Origin of the sequence: Marinospirillum insulare DSM 21763, assembly GCF_000686905.1 — a bacterium.
GTDB classification, from domain to species: domain Bacteria; phylum Pseudomonadota; class Gammaproteobacteria; order Pseudomonadales; family Halomonadaceae; genus Marinospirillum; species Marinospirillum insulare.
In genome coordinates, this window is the sequence record NZ_KK366037.1 from 49,911 (window position 1) to 64,351 (window position 14,441).

11 protein-coding genes and 2 pseudogenes are annotated in these 14,441 nt (G+C 43.2%); 3 read left to right on the forward strand and 10 right to left on the reverse strand.

Features of this window, described 5'->3' with window-relative positions; translation table 11 throughout:
• Positions 1–17 precede the first annotated feature (17 nt).
• Positions 18–434: a nucleoside diphosphate kinase regulator gene (gene rnk, locus BP27_RS0113920; RefSeq protein WP_211251321.1), complete on the forward strand. Its 417-nt coding sequence runs from the start codon at positions 18–20 to the stop codon at positions 432–434.
• A 19-nt stretch (positions 435–453) separates the two neighbouring features.
• On the opposite strand, the gene BP27_RS0113925 is transcribed toward rnk, so the two are convergent.
• Positions 454–1,383: a DHH family phosphoesterase gene (locus BP27_RS0113925; RefSeq protein WP_027852044.1), complete on the reverse strand. Its 930-nt coding sequence runs from the start codon at positions 1,381–1,383 to the stop codon at positions 454–456.
• A gap of 113 nt (positions 1,384–1,496) precedes the next feature.
• Here BP27_RS0113925 and pepN point away from each other — a divergent pair, with 113 nt between their 5' ends.
• Positions 1,497–4,157, forward strand: coding sequence for an aminopeptidase N (pepN, locus tag BP27_RS0113930; RefSeq protein WP_051610599.1), 2,661 nt, complete (start codon positions 1,497–1,499; stop codon positions 4,155–4,157).
• A 105-nt stretch (positions 4,158–4,262) separates the two neighbouring features.
• Here the strand turns inward: pepN and BP27_RS17625 are convergent.
• The 7 genes and pseudogenes from BP27_RS17625 to trxA form a co-directional block, all read right to left on the reverse strand.
• Positions 4,263–4,443, reverse strand: a pseudogene (locus BP27_RS17625) (methyl-accepting chemotaxis protein); the annotation flags it as partial.
• Positions 4,444–4,467: 24 nt separating this feature from the next.
• Positions 4,468–4,890 (reverse strand): annotated as a pseudogene (locus tag BP27_RS17630) (PAS domain-containing protein); the annotation flags it as partial.
• Positions 4,891–4,971: 81 nt separating this feature from the next.
• Positions 4,972–5,718, reverse strand: a complete 747-nt coding sequence (gene folM, locus BP27_RS0113940; RefSeq protein ID WP_027852047.1) for a dihydromonapterin reductase — start codon at positions 5,716–5,718, stop codon at positions 4,972–4,974.
• The gene (locus BP27_RS0113945) at positions 5,718–6,455 is read right to left on the reverse strand and encodes a ferredoxin reductase domain-containing protein (RefSeq protein WP_027852048.1); all 738 of its coding nucleotides are present in this window, start codon (positions 6,453–6,455) and stop codon (positions 5,718–5,720) included. The genes folM and BP27_RS0113945 overlap by 1 nt, the downstream gene beginning before the upstream one ends.
• An 18-nt stretch (positions 6,456–6,473) precedes the next feature.
• Positions 6,474–7,943: a 4-hydroxy-3-polyprenylbenzoate decarboxylase gene (ubiD, locus tag BP27_RS0113950; RefSeq protein ID WP_027852049.1), complete on the reverse strand. Its 1,470-nt coding sequence runs from the start codon at positions 7,941–7,943 to the stop codon at positions 6,474–6,476.
• Between the two features lie 223 nt (positions 7,944–8,166).
• Positions 8,167–9,426, reverse strand: coding sequence for a transcription termination factor Rho (gene rho / locus BP27_RS0113955; RefSeq protein ID WP_027852050.1), 1,260 nt, complete (start codon positions 9,424–9,426; stop codon positions 8,167–8,169).
• A gap of 320 nt (positions 9,427–9,746) precedes the next feature.
• On the reverse strand, positions 9,747–10,073 hold the full coding sequence (gene trxA, locus BP27_RS0113960) for a thioredoxin TrxA (RefSeq protein WP_027852051.1): 327 nt from the start codon (positions 10,071–10,073) through the stop codon (positions 9,747–9,749).
• 157 nt (positions 10,074–10,230) lie between these two features.
• Between trxA and BP27_RS0113965 the strand changes: the two genes are divergently transcribed.
• The gene (locus tag BP27_RS0113965; RefSeq protein WP_051610600.1) at positions 10,231–11,760 is read left to right on the forward strand and encodes a Ppx/GppA phosphatase family protein; all 1,530 of its coding nucleotides are present in this window, start codon (positions 10,231–10,233) and stop codon (positions 11,758–11,760) included.
• A 26-nt stretch (positions 11,761–11,786) separates the two neighbouring features.
• On the opposite strand, the gene lysS is transcribed toward BP27_RS0113965, so the two are convergent.
• A complete protein-coding gene (gene lysS / locus BP27_RS0113970) occupies positions 11,787–13,292 on the reverse strand; it encodes a lysine--tRNA ligase (protein ID WP_036240524.1) in 1,506 nt (501 codons plus the stop codon).
• A 4-nt stretch (positions 13,293–13,296) separates the two neighbouring features.
• Positions 13,297–14,395, reverse strand: a protein-coding gene (gene prfB / locus BP27_RS0113975; protein WP_150112082.1) for a peptide chain release factor 2 whose coding sequence is annotated in 2 segments (ribosomal slippage) — positions 13,297–14,319 and positions 14,321–14,395 — 1,098 coding nt in all. Because the reading frame shifts where the segments join, the coding sequence is not laid out codon by codon here.
• Positions 14,396–14,441: the final 46 nt, after the last annotated feature.

Consider the following 14,441-nt stretch of genomic DNA (forward strand, 5'->3'; position numbering starts at 1 on the left):
TTTTAAAGGTAGAAACAATGATTGCAAAATTACACTTATTAATGAATGAACTAGATCATGCACGCCTAGAAAAGCTAATTGATGAAGATAAGTATTCTAAAATGCCCGTTGCTGAAGCTTTGGCAGAGCGGTTAGATAATGCAGATGTGGTATTACCAGAAGAAGTACCCGCTGATTTAGTGAGTATGCATAGTCGGGTAAAATTCCGCGATTTAAAAGCTGACCTAGTCTTTGAAAAAGAGCTAGTTTATCCACATAACTTAAACCCAGAAGCGACCGATCAAATTTCTGTACTTGCCCCTTTGGGAGCGGCTTTACTCGGTGCTAGTGTAGGGCAAGAAGTGCATTGGCAGCTTCCAAGTGGTAAAGATGCCGCTTTGATTGTAGATGAAATTCTTTATCAACCAGAAGCGGCAGGTGAGTTACACCGTTAGGGTGTTAGCAAATAAGTGCTTAACCATCAGCGTTAATTTTTTCAATTAGCGCTTGTAAGGTTGCTTCTGCATCGTCATTAGCAACCTGACAAGTGCCCGCATTCAAATGACCACCCCCATTGTATTTAAGGCAGAGTTCACCCACGTTGGTATTGGAGCTACGGTTAAGTATTGATTTGCCCACGGCAAATACAGTGTTCTGCTGCTTTAAACCCCACATAACATGGATAGAGATATTAGTGTTAGGGTAAAGTGCATAAAGCGTAAAGCGGTTAGTGGCAAAAATAGTTTCTTCGTTACGTAAATCTAACACCACTAAATTGTTATAAACCTTGGCACATTTTTGAATTTGCTGACGCGCCTTACTGTCATGCTCAAAGTAAAGGTCAGTACGTTCTTTTACATCGGGAAGCTCAAGAATTTGCTTAATGCTATGATTACGGCAGTAGTCGATAAGCTGCATCATTAGCTGGTAGTTTGAAATACGGAAATCACGGAAGCGACCTAAACCAGTACGCGCATCCATAATAAAGTTAAGCAGTACCCAATCATCAGGATTTAAGACTTCATCTTCATTAAACTGGGCAGCGTCACCTTTATCTACAGCTGCCATCATTTCATCCCAAGCTTCTGGAAAAGCTTTATGACCGCCATAATATTGCCAAACCACGCGTGCTGCTGAAGGTGCTTCTGCATCAATAATATGATTATCAGCAAGCACTTCATTTCTAACTGTTTCACTTAAATGGTGGTCAAAAGACAAATAACAGCCAGCCACGTAAGGCAGGTTAGTAGTGATATCATTAGCACCAATTTCAATGCTTCCATCTTGCATATCTTTTGGGTGCACAAATTGGATATCATCAATTAAATCTAGATGCTTTAGCAGTGCAGCACAAACCAAACCGTCGAAGTCACTACGCGTGACTAACCGATATTTTTTTGACATATAATAACCCTCAATCAACAATTAATTTCAATTAGCTTAGTCTTAAATTTAACTTTACTAAAAATAGCATTCTTACACTCATTTCAAAAGATCTATTCTAAGGCGAACCTGTGATGAACCCAGCACAAACAGCAATAACGACACCTCAACCTCAACCCATTTTTTTAAAAAATTACTTACCACCTGCCTTTTTAGTGCAGCAGGTTCACCTTAATTTCTTACTCGACTCCACTCAAACTCGGGTTATTAGCCGCTTAGAGCTAGAGCGTAACCCTGCCTCTACTCAGGCTAACCTACCACTAGAGCTAGATGGACAGAACTTAAAAATTATTAACCTTCAGCTAAATGGCCAGTGCCTTACTGAAGCTGACTATCAGTTAACTGAACAGCAGTTAATTTTACCGCAAGTGCCTGATAGCTTTGTATTAGAAATTGAAGTAGAAATAGACCCTTTAAATAACACTGCGTTAGAAGGCTTGTACCAATCTAGCGGTAACTTTTGTACCCAGTGTGAAGCCGAAGGTTTTAGACGCATTACTTTTTACCCCGACCGCCCTGATATCTTGTCTAAATTTACGACTCGTATTGAAGCTGACAAAAGCCGCTTTCCAGTGTTGCTGTCGAACGGTAACTTAATTGCACAAGGCGATTTAGATAACGGCAAACACTTTGCAGAATGGCAAGACCCCTTCCCTAAACCCGCTTACTTATTTGCCCTAGTCGCTGGTAATTTACACGCGGTGAAAGACTCTTTTACCACCTGTAGCGGTAGACAAGTAGCGTTAGAACTATGGGTAGAAGAACAAAACCTGCATAAATGTGAGCACGCACTACGCTCGCTTAAAGCGGCCATGCAATGGGACGAAGAAAACTATGGCCGTGAGTACGATTTAGACATTTATATGATTGTGGCGGTTGATGACTTTAATATGGGCGCGATGGAAAACAAAGGCTTAAACGTTTTTAACTCGGCCTGTGTTTTAGCTGAACCTAAAAGTGAAACGGATGCTGCTTTTAATCGTGTTGAAAGCGTTGTAGCCCATGAATATTTTCATAACTGGTCGGGCAACCGGGTTACTTGCCGTGACTGGTTTCAGCTATCTTTAAAAGAAGGCTTTACGGTACTGCGTGACCAGCAGTTTAGCGCCGATATGAACTCAGCAGCAGTCGAGCGCATTCAACAAGTTAGCATGTTACGCACCGCCCAATTTGCTGAAGATGCAGGCCCAACAGCCCACCCAGTTCGCCCTGAAAGCTACATAGAAATTAATAACTTTTATACCCTGACTATTTATGAAAAGGGTGCCGAAGTGGTGCGTATGCTCAGCGAACTGTTGGGCAAAGAAACTTTTCGCAAGGGTGCAGATTTATACTTTGCACGCTTTGATGGCCAAGCGGTTACCGTGGATGATTTTGTTGCCTGCATGGCAGAAGTATCTGGGCTAGATTTAAGCCAGTTTATGCTTTGGTACAGCCAAGCGGGTACGCCAGAAGTAGCTGCTAGCGGTGTATATAACCCAACAGAAAAAACCTACACCCTAACCCTAAAACAACGCACCCCCGCCACACCCGGTCAGCCAGTTAAACAGCCACTGTTAATCCCAATAAAAATGGGTTTAGTAGGCGCTGCTGGGGTGAATATTCCTATGGAAGTGAATGGCGAATTTTGGAGCACTGAAAGGGTTGTACAACTGAAAGAAGCTGAACAAAGCTTTACTTTTCACCATTTAGAAGCTGAACCTGTGCCTTCTTTGCTGCGTGGTTTTTCGGCACCCGTAAAACTAAGTTTTGATTACAGCCGCGAACAACTAGCCTTTTTAATGACAAATGATAGCGATGGTTTTAACCGTTGGGACGCAGGCCAGCGCCTTGCACTGCTAGCCATACAAAGCTTAGTAGCCCAACAGCAAGCAGGTGAAACACTAGAGCTAGATCCAGCCCTAACTAGCGCCTATGAAAAGCTACTTAAAGCGCCTGTCTCTGACCCTGCAATTTTGGCTGAAATGCTTTTATTACCCTCTGAAGCTTACCTTGCTGAACAGTATGAACAGGTGGATATAGATGCCATTCATCAAGCAAGTGAATTTGCACGCACTAGCTTAGCCAAGGCTTTATATGCTGAGTTTTTACGCTTATACCAAGACCACCACAGCAGCGCAGACTGGTCGCCAGAAGCTTCAGCCGTTGCAGCAAGGCGTTTAAAAAATGTGTGTTTAACTTGGCTAGTCGCCACAGAAAAACCCGAGGCGTTACAGCTAGCAGAGCAGCAGTTTAAGCAAGCTAACAATATGACCGACCAGCTAGCCGCACTAACCTGCCTAGCTCACGCTAAAGACGCTTCAGTAGGAAAAGAAGCATTAGAAGCTTTTGTTAAGCAGTGGTCGCAAGATGCGTTAGTCATGGATAGCTGGTTCAGCGTGCAGGCATCACGCCCTTATCCTGATGCTTTAGACAAGGTAAAGACTTTGCAAGCTCATAGTGCTTTTTCGATGAAAAACCCTAACAAGGTTAGAGCACTAATCAGTGCTTTTGTGAATCAAAATCGGGTTAACTTTCATGCTAAAGATGCCAGTGGTTACCAGTTCTTGGCAGACAAGGTAATCGAGCTTAATCAGCTAAACCCCCAGATAGCTTCTCGCTTAGTGATTCCTTTAACCCGCTTTAAGCGTATGGACAAGGTTAGGCAGAACTTAATGAAAATTGAGTTAGAGCGCATTAAACAAGAAAAGCTAAGTGCTGATTTATTTGAAGTCATAGAAAAAGCCCTGCAGTAGCAGGGCCTTATAGAGCTGTGGCAAGTGGTCCAATCTACTCGCTTGCCTCAGCCAATTTAGCTTCTAACTCACCCATTAGCTGAGTAATAGACTGAGCAGATTTACCTGTTTCATCGGCTAGTTCTTTAACTTGATCTGCCACTACCGCAAAACCACGGCCAGCTTCACCAGCGCGTGCCGCTTCTATACTGGCATTTAAACTGAGCATTTTTAGGGTTTTTAATACTTGTAGAATTTTTTGGGTTTGATTGATAATTTGGCTACTTGTATCGCCCACATCTTCCATTTTCTCATGGCGTTCGTCTTCTTCGGTTTTGCGTTGGCTTATATCGGCTATTACGCCTTCAATAAAAGCCACTTCACCTAAGTCATCAAATACTGGGCCACCATGCTCGTTAACCCACTGAATAACACCATCAGCTCGTTTAATACGGTAGTCGACATTCCAGTTAGCTTTGTTTTTAATGCCTTGTTTTATTACTGCTTCTAAACGTTCAGTATCATCTTGATGAATAAGCGACATATAAGAAAGTCGACTATTATTTAGCAGGTCTTTGTCTGAGTAGCCGGTTACTTTTTTAACTACACCCGCTAGGTTAAGCATAGTGAAGCTTTCATCTCGTCGGCTACGGTAAAGAAAGCCATTCATTCGGTTGGCAATACTTTCATAAATTTGTGCTGTGCTTTCTGTTTGACTGGAGTCCATGTCTTGCTGATCGTAGTCTGTATTCATCTAAAAAACTCTAAAAGTTAAGTAAAAAACTGGTTCAAATGTACACTTCTGCAGGGTCAACAGCAATCCAAAATAATAACTTTATACTTGTAAATGGCGGCCGCCATTGAGCGGCAAAATTGCACCCGTCATATAAGGCTGCTTAAGTAAAAATTCGACTGTTTGGGTTAAGGCAATAAAACCAGGCTCTATTCCTAAGAGCGATTTAGCTAAAGCTTTTTTTTGATAATCGGCGGTATCACCCTTATTAAAAGCTAAGAGTGCAGGAGCGATTGCATTCACTTTAATCTGCGGGGCAAAACGACTTGCAAAAGATAGGGTTAGGTTTTCTAGGGCTGCTTTACTTGCCACATAAGCGCTATGCTTACTTGAACCACGGCGTACCGCATCATCGGTTAGATGAATAATGTCGGTCATCTGCCCGGTTTGTTCTGCACCAGTCAAAAGCAAAGACTCTAACCCTAGGTTAATTAAAAAAGGCGCCTGCTGATGAACTTGAAACATCTGCTTAAAAATAGCGGCTGCTGCTTCAGGCTGTTTCTCATCGGTAGCCCAATCTGAAGCATTATGAATCACCGCCCTTAAACTCGGCGTTTGTGCTTTGACTTGATTTATAAAGTTAAAAATACCTTCATCGGTAGCAAAGTCGGCTTGAATTGCCACAGCACCTAAGGCGGTGAGTTCGTTAACGCCTGGCTTGAAGGTTCGATAACTGAAAATAACTGCTTGCCCTTTAGCTAACCAATGCTTAGCTAGGCTATAACCACTACGTTGTGCAGCACCGGTAATTAAAATAGGTGGCGCTGGCACTGCTTGTTGGCTAGACATTAATACTGTCTTGGTGCGTAGGCGTGAGCATCACTTAACAAGGCCTTAGGTTGCATACCTTGCTCCATTAGTAAATCTTCTACAGCGTAAACCATATTAGGGGAGCCACAAATAAAGCCTTCCAAGCTGGCGGCTGAATTAGCCTCATCATAGTCGCTAGCCAACACATCGGTTACCATGCCTACTTCGCCCTGCCAATTTTCTACAGTTTCTTCAATAATAGGAATCAGAGTGAAGTCAGCTAATTTTTTTTGCCAGGCAAAAGCAGTTTCTAAGTCATAAAGCCCCGCTGGATTTTTAGCAGCCCAGTAAAAATTAACGGGTGATTGCCAGTTTTTTTCTATAAGGCTTTCAACTAGGGCTTTTATTTGTGCAAAACCTGTACCCGCTGCCACTAGGGTTAGTGGCCTATCTTCCCCTTTTAATACACAGTTGCCCGAGGCCAAACGAACTTTAAGGCTATTACCGGAATTAAGCTGCTTAAATAATGCTACAGAGTTTTCTCGTTCAGGCAGGTATTGAATATGCAGTTCAACTTCTTTTTTACCTGGCAAGCAAGCTAAAGAAAAAGCCTGCCAATGATTTTCAACTACTTGAATCTCTATGTACTGACCTGGCTGAAAAACTGCAGTCTTTTCTAACTGCAAACTAACCCGATAAACGTTATCTGTTAATTCTTCGAGTTTCTGCACCTGAGCGCTACAAGTAACTGGCTCATTGTTTACAACTTTGTTCATTGATCTTCCTTTTAAAAACTAACTATCTAAACCTAACTCATCCCAAATACTATCTACACGGGCTTTAACTTCATCGGTCATGGTGATGCAAGTGCCCCATTCTCGGTCAGTTTCACCCGGCCATTTGTTGGTGGCATCCATACCCATTTTTGAACCTAAACCAGAAACTGGGGAAGCAAAGTCTAAATAGTCGATAGGCGTATTATCGATTAACACTGTGTCGCGGGTTGGATCCATACGGGTAGTGATCGCCCAAATCACATCTTTCCAGTCGCGCGCATTAATATCATCGTCTGTGACTATCACAAATTTGGTGTACATAAACTGTCTTAAAAAACTCCATACACCTAACATCACGCGTTTGGCATGACCTGGATATTGTTTTTTAATGGTGACCACTGCCATGCGGTAAGAACAACCTTCCGGCGGCAGGTAAAAATCAGTAATTTCTGGGAATTGTTTTTGTAGAATAGGCACAAAGACTTCGTTTAAAGCTACACCTAAAATGGCTGGCTCATCGGGTGGACGACCCGTATAAGTAGAATGGTAAAGAGCATCTTTACGGCGGGTAATACGTTCCACAGTGAATACAGGGAAGTTATCGACCTCATTGTAATAACCGGTATGGTCACCAAAAGGCCCTTCCGGAGCTAGTTCACCTGGCTCAATATAACCTTCTAAAATAATTTCGGCAGAAGCAGGTACACGTAAATCATAACCAATGGATTTAACCAGCTCAGTTTTAGTACCGCGTAATAAGCCAGCAAAGGCATATTCAGACAAGGTATCAGGAACAGGGGTTACTGCACCTAAAATAGTCGCTGGGTCTGCACCTAAGGCCACGCAAACAGGAAAGCGTTTACCCGGGTTTTCTCGACAAAATTTTTGATAATCTAAAGCACCACCACGGTGAGCCAGCCAGCGCATTATCAGTTTGTTTTTAGCTAACAACTGCTGACGGTAAATACCCAGATTTTCACGGCCATCTTTCTGACTTTGAGTAATGACTAAAGGCCAAGTGACTAAAGGCGCAACATCACCTGGCCAGCAATGCTGAATAGGTAACTTGTATAGATCAACCTCATCGCCTTCAAGAACCACTTCTTGGCAGGGTGCTTTTTTTAGCACCTTGGGGCTCATGGTTAATACTTTTTTAAAGATGGGGAGCTTTTCCCAAGCATCTTTTAAGCCCTTGGGTGGATCGGGTTCTTTTAAATAAGCTAAAAGTTTGCCAATTTCACGCAGTGCATCAGTCGATTCAGCACCCATGCCTAATGCCACTCGTTCAGTCGTACCAAACAAGTTAGCCAAAACAGGCATAGTGTGGCCTTTAGGGTTTTCAAATAAAATAGCGGGGCCACCCGCACGCAAAGTACGGTCAGCAATTTCGGTTATTTCCAGATAAGGATCCACCTCTTGCTGAACCCGCTTCAACAAGCCTCGCTCTTCTAATTGCTGAATAAAATCGCGCAAATCCTTATAAATCATCTGGATTTAAAACCTCTTAATGTGCAAAAGGCAAGCCAGAAGGCTTGCCTTAAAAAGTATTGAGCTAGTGACTAAGCGCAGGCACTACTCTTGTTAAATTTGGTGCCATAAGTTGGCATAAGCTTCTATGCTTTTCAGGCTGTCTGCTGCCGGGAGCAGCAGCCAGAGCGCATAGGGATATTTTAAGCGACCTGTAAAAGCAAAAGCTTGTGCCTCGAAGCCACTATTTGCGCTTCATTGCCTCAAAGAACTCCATATTAGTTTTGGTGCTCTTTAAGCGATCAACCAAAAATTCAGTAGCAGCCACATCTTCCATAGGATTCAGCAATTTACGAAGAATCCACATACGCTGCAGCTCTTCTTCAGTGGCTAACAAATCTTCACGGCGTGTACCCGAGCGTCGGATATTGATAGCAGGATAAATACGCTTCTCAGCCACTTTACGGTCTAAGTGTACTTCCATATTACCCGTACCCTTAAACTCTTCAAAAATAACTTCATCCATCTTAGAGCCGGTGTCTACCAAAGCTGTAGCAACAATAGTTAAACTACCACCTTCTTCTATATTACGAGCTGCACCAAAGAAACGCTTAGGCTTTTCAAGAGCGTGAGCATCTACACCACCCGTTAAAACTTTACCCGAGCTAGGAATAACCGTGTTATAAGCACGAGCTAAACGAGTGATCGAATCTAATAGCACTATAACGTCTAGTTTATGTTCCACTAAACGCTTAGCTTTTTCGATCACCATTTCAGCAACTTGAACGTGACGCGCAGGTGGCTCATCAAAGGTAGAAGCAACCACTTCGCCGCGCACAGTGCGCTTCATTTCGGTCACTTCTTCTGGGCGCTCATCTATTAATAAAACAATTAAATGGCATTCAGGGTTATTACGCTTAATTGAATTAGCTACATTTTGTAGCATTAAGGTTTTACCCGCTTTAGGTGGCGAAACAATTAAGCCACGCTGCCCTTTACCTATGGGGGATACTAAATCAATGATACGCGCAGTTAAATCTTCACTAGAACCATTACCCACTTCCATAATCATGCGTTCATCTGGAAATAAAGGGGTTAGGTTTTCAAAGAGGATTTTATGCTTAGCGTTGTCTGGGCGGTCAAAGTTAATGGAGTCAACTTTCAATAGTGCAAAATAGCGCTCACCATCTTTAGGAGGACGTATTTTACCCGCTATACTATCGCCCTTGCGTAAATTGAAGCGACGAATTTGACTGGGCGAAACATAAATATCATCGGGCCCAGCTAAGTAAGAGGAGTCTGATGAGCGCAGAAAGCCGAAGCCATCCTGCAAAATTTCCAGTACGCCATCACCGTAGATATCTTCACCACTTTTAGCATGGCGCTTAAGAATTCCAAAGATGATGTCTTGTTTACGAGTACGCGCAACGTGTTCGATGCCCATCTCGTTGGCTATGTCCATTAGTTCAGTAACGGATTTCTGCTTGAGTTCGGTCAGATTCATGGGTTTTTATAGGTGATCTTGCTAGAAGATAATGTCCGTGTAAGGCGGTGGATAAAATACATTACCGAGCTTGCACAAAAGATTAATAGATTGAGCGGAGTGCTTATTGCTCATTCTGATTGGTTGCTATTGAAGCACTAAGGGCAGGTCGGTTATTCCGTAACTAACGTCTTCTACACTTAGGTAGGAGTTTGCCGCGGAAAGAAAATATTAGGTGCTGGAACTGCGCTGCTGCACCAAGCGAGGTCTATCTTGCCTTAAGCTGCTACTGCACGCAACACTTTAATTAGAGTTTTTGCGTGCAGAAGTTGTTAGTGCAATTATAGATTAGCGTCTACAAAGGCAGATAACTGAGATTTTGATAGTGCTCCAACCTTAGTTGCGACTATTTCACCACCTTTAAAAATCATTAGGGTAGGAATACCGCGGATACCATAGTTGGCTGGGGTAGTCGTGTTTTCATCTATATTTAGCTTACATACAGCTAAGCGACCTTCATACTCACTAGCAATTTCTTCTAAGACTGGAGCAATCATTTTGCATGGACCGCACCACTCTGCCCAGTAATCAACCAGCACTGGCAGCTCAGCTTTTACTACATCGTCTTCAAAGTTTGCATCACTAGTATTGAGGATGTTAGCACTCATAATCGGTTCTCCATTGGGAACTTATTCATCAAATAATTTAATGCATCATACCACCCTCTTTAGCTCACCTAAAGTCGTAAGAATATAAACTTAAGTCTTTTGATGTTATCTTTGCCCACAATTAACCTTCTTGCTCCCTGCTTTATGGATATTGTTTATGACCAACAAGCCCACTAATAACTTGGATACCCTAGCTGAAGGAGACCTAGTCGCCTCATTAGACTTAGGCTCAAATAGCTTTCACCTTTTACTGGCACGCAAAGTAAAAGGTGAGCTGAGTGTTATTAAGCGTATGGGAGAAAAAGTTCAGCTAGCCGCTGGCTTAGATGCTAATAACCGACTTAGCGAAGCAGCTCAGCAACGCGGTTTAGAATGTTTAAAGCTGATGGCACCTTTTCTACAAGGATTGAGTGAAAGCCAAGTCACTCTAGTAGCTACCAACACCCTAAGAGCAGCACAGAATGCTCAAGAATTTATTGTTAGAGCAGAAGAAATCCTGGGTTTTCCAATTCAAATTATTGCTGGTCGAGAAGAAGCTCGTTTAATTTATGTGGGGGTTGTTAATTCCAACCCTAAAATTCCAGAAAGACGCCTAGTTATCGATATAGGTGGTGGTAGTACTGAATTTATTATTGGTGAAGGCAAAGACCCGCTTCTACTAGAAAGCCTACACATGGGCTGCGTTAGCTATGCTAACCGCTATTTTACTAGCCCAGAAATTTCTGCAGATGACTTTCATAAAGCTTACCTAGCAGCAGGTGGTGAGCTATTGCACATCCAAAGACGCTTTCGTAATAAAGGTTGGCAGCTTGCTCATGGCAGTTCTGGCAGCATGAAAACGCTATCGCTTATTCTTGGCAAGGGTCAGTTTGCGCCCATTACCTTAGCTGGCTTAAAACAGCTGCACAGAGAACTCTTAGACACTGCTAATACAGAACAATGGCTGGTTTATGGCATTCGCCCTGAACGAGTTAGCTTGGTACCAGCTGGCTTAGCTATTTGCCTGGCTTTATTCGAGGCCTTAGATATTACCAGCATGGACTATTCAGACGGTGCCTTGCGGGAAGGTGTTTTGTATGAGCTACTTGGCAGCGGAACAGAAGAAGATGTGCGTGTACGTACGGTTAGGTCTGTGTCTGAGCGCTTTCAAATTGATAGCTCACAAAGTCACCTAGTAACTACAGCTGCTCTGCACGCTTTTGATCAAGTTGCTTACACTTGGGGCTTGGCCAACCCAAAATGGCGTAACAAGCTTGAATGGGCAGCTAATTTACATGAAATTGGCTTAAGTGTTGCGCATACTCAGTATCATAAACATGGAGCTTATTTGGTGGGTTACGCAGACTTAGCAGGCTTTACGCGCCCACAGCAACAAATGCTGGCTGTTTTAATTCGCTGCCATCGCCGTAAATTTTCTCTAGCAGAATTTAATCATTTCTCACCAGAAGATCAGCTCAAGCTACAGCGTTTAGCCCGTTTATTGCGTTTAGCAGTCTTGCTTCATCCTAGCCGCCCAGAAACACCATTTTTAGATTTCCGAATTAGCATTGATAACAGCCACTCTAAAGAAGCTATGCAAATTACTTTTGCTGAGGGTTGGCTAGAAGAACAGCCTTTGTTAAGGAATGATTTACAAGCAGAGGCAAATTACTTAGCAGAAGCAGGCTTAGAGCTAAATTTTAACTAGCCTGCTTCCTTTGGTGATTAGGTCAACTAGTCAACTTCTGGACGCATCGCAGGGAAGAGCAATACATCACGAATTGACGGGCTATCGGTGAAAATCATCACTAGCCTGTCAATACCTATACCTTCACCCGCTGTCGGCGGCATACCATATTCTAGCGCACGAATATAATCGGCATCGTAGAACATGGCTTCATCATCACCCGCTTCTTTTTCTGCTACCTGTTCTAAGAAACGATCGCGCTGGTCTTCAGCATCATTTAACTCAGAAAAACCGTTAGCAATTTCACGACCACCAATAAAGAACTCAAAACGATCAGTCACTTCAGGGTCTTCATCATTACGACGCGCCAGCGGCGACACTTCAGCTGGGTAGGCAGTTATAAAAGTTGGCTGACGTAACTGGGTTTCTGCAACTTCTTCAAAAATCTCGGTAATAATTCTGCCTAAACCCCATATAGCTTGCACTTCAATTTTTAAGGTTTTGGCGACCGCAGCAGCAGCTTCACGGCTAGCTAAATCGGCTTCACTAATACCCTTACCGTGCTTAATAATGGCTTCTTTCATGGTTAAGCGTTCAAAAGGCTTACCAAAATCATACACCTCACCCTGATAAGGGACTTGCGTAGTACCTAGCACTTGTTCAGCTAGGCTTTTTAATAGCTGCTCGGTGAAGGTCATTAGCTCTTGGTAGTCTGCATAAGCCCAGTAAAATTCAATCATGGTAAATTCTGGGTTATGACGCGTAGAAAGCCCTTCGTTACGGAAATTGCGGTTAATTTCATACACTCGCTCAAAACCACCTACTACCAAGCGTTTTAAGTAGAGTTCAGGCGCAATGCGTAGGTACATATCTTGGTCTAGCGCATTGTGATGGGTTACAAAAGGACGCGCCGTTGCACCGCCTGGTATGGCTTGCAGCATGGGCGTTTCAACTTCCATAAAGGCGTGATCTTCCATAAAACGGCGAATACCGCTAATAATTTTAGAGCGTGTTTTAAAAGTATCCCGTGATTCAGGGTTAACAATTAAATCGACATAACGCTGACGGTAGCGAATTTCGGTATCTGACAAACCATGAAACTTATCAGGCAGTGGACGTAGGCTTTTGGTTAGCAATTGGCTTTGTTCAATAAACACATACAGGTCACCCTTACCAGACAGGTGCATCACACCTTCGGCACACACCAAGTCGCCAATATCCCAAGTTTTAATGTCTTGCTGTTGTTCTTCGTCTAGGCCTTTTTTATTAACGTAAAGCTGTATTTGTCCGCTAACGTCTTGAATAACAATAAAAGGACCACGCATACGCATAATACGGCCAGCAACTTTAACGCGCTTATTAAGCTCGGCCAGTTCCTCTTTGGTTTTCTCGCCTAATTCGCTTTGTAAATCACCTGCATAGGCATCACGGCGAAAGGTGTTAGGAAAAGCATTACCTTGCTCACGACGAGCAGCTAGCTTAGAACGACGCTCAGCTATTAACTTATTGTCTTCTTCTAAATCTGGTATTTGGGGGGTGTCAGAGGTTGTCATAGTTTTATAGACCTTGCTTTAAACTGGCTTCAATGAATTTATCCAGGTCACCATCTAACACGGCCTGGGTATTGCGTGTTTCTATATTGGTACGCAAGTCCTTAATACGTGAATCATCTAAAACATAGGAGCGGATTTGGCTGCCCCAGCCTATGTCTGATTTTGAGTCTTCTAGTTTTTGCTTTTCTGCATTGCGCTTATGCATTTCTAATTCAAACAAACGTGACTTTAGCTGTTTCATAGCAAAGTCTTTGTTTTGGTGCTGGGAACGCCCTGCCTGACAAGCCACTACAGTATTGGTTGGCAAGTGGGTAATACGCACCGCAGATTCGGTTCGGTTAACGTGTTGCCCACCAGCACCCGATGCTCGGTAAACATCAATGCGTAAATCGGCTGGGTTAATGTCTATTTCAAAGCTGTCGTCTACTTCAGGCGAAACAAACACTGAAGTAAAGGAAGTGTGCCTGCGACCACCGGAATCAAAAGGACTTTTACGCACTAAACGATGCACACCGGTTTCGGTTCTTAACCAACCATAAGCATAACCGCCTTCTACGCTAATAGTGGCAGACTTAATGCCTGCTACATCACCAGCAGAGATTTCGACAATTTGCGCTTTATATTCATGGGCATCGGCCCAGCGTAGGTACATACGCAAGAGCATTTCTGCCCAGTCTTGGGCTTCGGTACCCCCAGAGCCAGCCTGAATTTCTAAGTAGGCTGAATTAGCATCCATTTCGCCCGAAAACATGCGACGAAACTCTAAACTTTCTAGCTGTTTTTGTAGTTCAACTAAATCTGCTTCAACGGCCTGGTAGGTTTCTTCATCGTCTTCTAAACCAGCCAGCTCTATTAAATCTTTTGCATCAACTAAACCAGAAGCCAAGTTATCGAAAATTTCAACGAGATTTTCTAGGTCTGACCTTTCTTTACCTAAGGCTTGAGCCCGCTCCGGCTCATTCCAAACATCTGGCTGCTCTAATTCACGGGTAACTTCTTCTAATCGATCTTTTTTCTCGGCATAGTCAAAGGTACCCCCTAAGAACAGCAGCGCGTTCTTGCAGGTTTTTGATTAGGGAGACTAGCGGATTTATTTCCAACATAAGGAAGGCTCGCTCCAACAGGGTAAGATGAATTTATATAAATAAA

Coding starts and splice junctions, on each gene's coding strand:
- rnk (WP_211251321.1), top strand. CDS start 18: ATGATTGCAAAATTACACTTATTAATGAATGAACTAGATCATGCACGC.
- BP27_RS0113925 (WP_027852044.1), bottom strand. CDS start 1,383: ATGTCAAAAAAATATCGGTTAGTCACGCGTAGTGACTTCGACGGTTTG.
- pepN (WP_051610599.1), top strand. CDS start 1,497: ATGAACCCAGCACAAACAGCAATAACGACACCTCAACCTCAACCCATT.
- folM (WP_027852047.1), bottom strand. CDS start 5,718: ATGTCTAGCCAACAAGCAGTGCCAGCGCCACCTATTTTAATTACCGGT.
- BP27_RS0113945 (WP_027852048.1), bottom strand. CDS start 6,455: ATGAACAAAGTTGTAAACAATGAGCCAGTTACTTGTAGCGCTCAGGTG.
- ubiD (WP_027852049.1), bottom strand. CDS start 7,943: ATGATTTATAAGGATTTGCGCGATTTTATTCAGCAATTAGAAGAGCGA.
- rho (WP_027852050.1), bottom strand. CDS start 9,426: ATGAATCTGACCGAACTCAAGCAGAAATCCGTTACTGAACTAATGGAC.
- trxA (WP_027852051.1), bottom strand. CDS start 10,073: ATGAGTGCTAACATCCTCAATACTAGTGATGCAAACTTTGAAGACGAT.
- BP27_RS0113965 (WP_051610600.1), top strand. CDS start 10,231: ATGACCAACAAGCCCACTAATAACTTGGATACCCTAGCTGAAGGAGAC.
- lysS (WP_036240524.1), bottom strand. CDS start 13,292: ATGACAACCTCTGACACCCCCCAAATACCAGATTTAGAAGAAGACAAT.